The organism is Chitinophagaceae bacterium (genome assembly GCA_030053935.1).
Taxonomy (GTDB): Bacteria; Bacteroidota; Bacteroidia; order Cytophagales; family JASGCU01; genus JASGCU01.
The window spans coordinates 4,333-7,377 of record JASGCU010000105.1; the positions used below are offsets into that span (position 1 = coordinate 4,333).

The window sequence follows — 3,045 nt, forward strand, 5'->3', positions numbered from 1 at the left end:
TGGTGGATTCGGTGGTGGTGGATTCGGTGGTGGTGGATCCAGCGGTGATTGGTAACATGGAAATATGAGATAACCACGAAGAAAAAAGAGTTATATATCGAGACAAAAAACACGTTTGAAAGCGTGTTTTTTTTTATACTCCCATATCCAATGATAGTGTTTTAGTTAAATAATCCAATGAATAGAACCATGCTTTCTATCCTTGGCTATTTCTTTGTTATTCTTTCACTTACTATCTTTCATGCTGTTGTCTTTTTGGCAGAGCATTTGGCAATTCGATGCTATTGTTTGCCCACCTTTTTTCCAAGGAATTATATGGTCTGCTTCCATATATTCTATTTTAAAAGGTTTTTGGCAAACAGCATAAATTCCTTTTTGTTTATCATAAGCTTCTCGCTTTTGTTTATAGCTGAAAGCACGAATGTTTAAATGCTTCTCTTCTCTCGTTAAAACATAATAGTAAATGTCTTTTTTATTATCTACGTCTTGCATGAGCTTTGTTATTTCGGTTTCCAGTTCCTTTGCGTCAAAAGGGTTGTCTTTAAAAGTATTGTAGAGGGGTTCTAAAAATTCAAATACTAAAAACTGTATCATTTTTTTTGAAGAAATCAATTTTTAGAACCCACCATACTAAACAATAACTATAGAATAATTTGAAAGTACATTTTGGTTTTTGAAACAAACTCGAGTAAATTTGAAATCAGTTTTTATTAATGTTTATAAGTATGGTCGTTTTTTACTTTTATTGATGAAAAAAAATATAAAAAGTGATTAGGTTTACAATTATAATAGAAGCAAAAGCGAAAAAATATATCATTGTGTTATTATGTATTGAGTGGGTTCTAAAAATTCAAATCCTAAAAACTGCATCATTTTTTTTGAAAAAATCAATTTTTAGAACCATCCTTATTATTATCGATTATATATTCTCATAATTATTATTCAAAAACATTTTAAAAATATACGAAAAATATACAATATATATGGCTATACCGATTAAAAAATTTAAACCCGCTACCAATATAAGAGATGCATGCGAAAACTTTATAAAGATTAAAGAATTAGATGAATCCACAAAGGAATTTTATGTGGAGTTATATGAGGAGTTGAAACGTACACTCATACACAAACTTACACTTCCTGCTCCTGACGATTTGTCCATTTTATTATCAGGACAAATAGAAACAGGAAAAACCAGCTTTCTGAATTTTTTATTGTTGGAAAAGGAAATTCAAGACAAATATGTAGTAACAAAAATTGTCATAGATAATCACGTAAAAATTACCTCCGAAAATTTGAATGTGTATGATGTTTGTTTTGCTGTGGCTCTGGAATTAGCGGCGGAAATAAAACGGGATTTTAACAACAATGCTCTCTATGATATTATAGGTAGTAATTTGCAAAATTTTTATAAAGATGGGGATGCTCAAAAAAAGTTTTCCAAAGACGAAAATATGACTGTAGATCTTCTGCAAGATGTGATAAAGATCATCCCCAATAAAATTATTGAAGTTGCTCTTGATCATACAGTAAGAACCCTTTTTAAACATAGATTTGTAAACCGTGAAAGGGAATTTGAAAATTATTTTAGAGATATTGTTTCCAAATATAAGGAGATCAGATTACAATATGAACCCGACAAAGATATTCTCATCCTCATTGATGAATTAGAAAAAAACGTTAACCCGACCTCCATTAAAAACGTTTTTGGAAATATGAATATACTCAACAAAATCCCCCTGAAAAAGATAATCGTTACTCCCATTTTAGCTACTCTGATAGGGGTCCGTCTCAATAATAATGTGGTCGCTCTCAATGTTTTATCTAAAAATAACCCTTCCGAGACAGAGAAAGAAAAGTATAAAAAAAATAGAGAACTGATGAAAGAAATTTTTTACAAAAGAATAGATCCTTCTTTTCAGTTTCTGCAAAGCGAAGACCTCTTGGATATCATTATTGTAAATTCGGGAGGAAATTTGGGACAGTTTAATAAGATTATCTATGAGTCCATCATTGCTGCCTCTGTCCGAAATCCCAATGCCCAACACATTATCCGAGAGGATATTTTGAAAGCTCTCAATAGTATTATATCCCCTAATGCTCTGTATTTGTCCTTTAATGGATTTCCCATGAGTTTTTTAAAAGAGTTGGACCAAGCCAAAGAAACTTTTGATAAAGAAACATTTCTAAAAGATGCTTCAGAAAAAGAGATAGCAAAATTTAATGACCATCTCCTCAACAACTTTTTTATAGTAAATAATGGGCAAAAGTCCGTTTATTTTATTAACCCTATCTTAAAACCTTATATCTATGGACTCGATAAGTGGGATATTGGATAAAATTCCTCTCAAGGAGAGACAAGAATTAGAAAGATTAGTCGTCATTTTAAATCTGCCCCAACAGAATGGTTTTTTGTATGCTTTTTTAGGAGTAGAAACAGAGAGTTTAAAAAAACTTATCATCGCTTTTCTCCAAGAAAAGCTTCCCGATATAGTTTATAAAGATTTGGGGGAAGATGTGTTGTTGGTGCAAGACCAAATACGGGATATCAAACAACATTCCATCATAGACCTCACCCATATAAAAAAATATACCTTTGCCCAAGTAGGGGCAACAGAATTAGGAGTGCAGCTCAGCTTCTCTCGGAGCATCATCATTAAAAATAATCTCACCATGTTTTTTTTGGTAGATAAGGAAATGTATGATTATATTCCTCGAGCGGCTTCTGACGTTTGGTTGGCAAGCAGATTTCAGTATTTTTTTCAGGACTATGAAGAAAAATACTATACCATTTCCCAAACTCCTGATTTTACCGAACACGAAACATACAGAGAATTTGAAACTCTGTTTCAAGAATACTCTCAAAAAGAGGTTACCAATGCAAATATAGACAGATTCTTATTTACCATAGAACAGGGCTATACCATACAAAAATACAAAGAAATAATGTTGCTCATAGACCGCTGTATCCCATACACACATGCTCATAAAAATCTAATGTCAAAATTAGCTTTTCTCTATTCCTATAAAGCACCTATTTTACAA

General features: G+C 31.8%; 3 protein-coding genes. 2 read left to right on the plus strand and 1 reads right to left on the minus strand.

What is annotated here, in order from left to right:
• Positions 1 to 225: 225 nt before the first annotated feature.
• Complete coding sequence (locus tag QM536_08915; protein MDI9357127.1) at positions 226 to 594, minus strand: HNH endonuclease; 369 nt, start codon at positions 592 to 594, stop codon at positions 226 to 228.
• Between the two features lie 389 nt (positions 595 to 983).
• Between QM536_08915 and QM536_08920 the strand changes: the two genes are divergently transcribed.
• Both QM536_08920 and QM536_08925 read left to right on the plus strand, forming a co-directional pair.
• Entirely contained in the window at positions 984 to 2,339 is a 1,356-nt protein-coding gene (locus tag QM536_08920) for a hypothetical protein (protein ID MDI9357128.1), read from the plus strand.
• On the plus strand, positions 2,311 to 3,045 hold a 735-nt coding region (locus QM536_08925), incomplete at its 3' end, for a hypothetical protein (GenBank protein ID MDI9357129.1). The genes QM536_08920 and QM536_08925, both read left to right, overlap by 29 nt.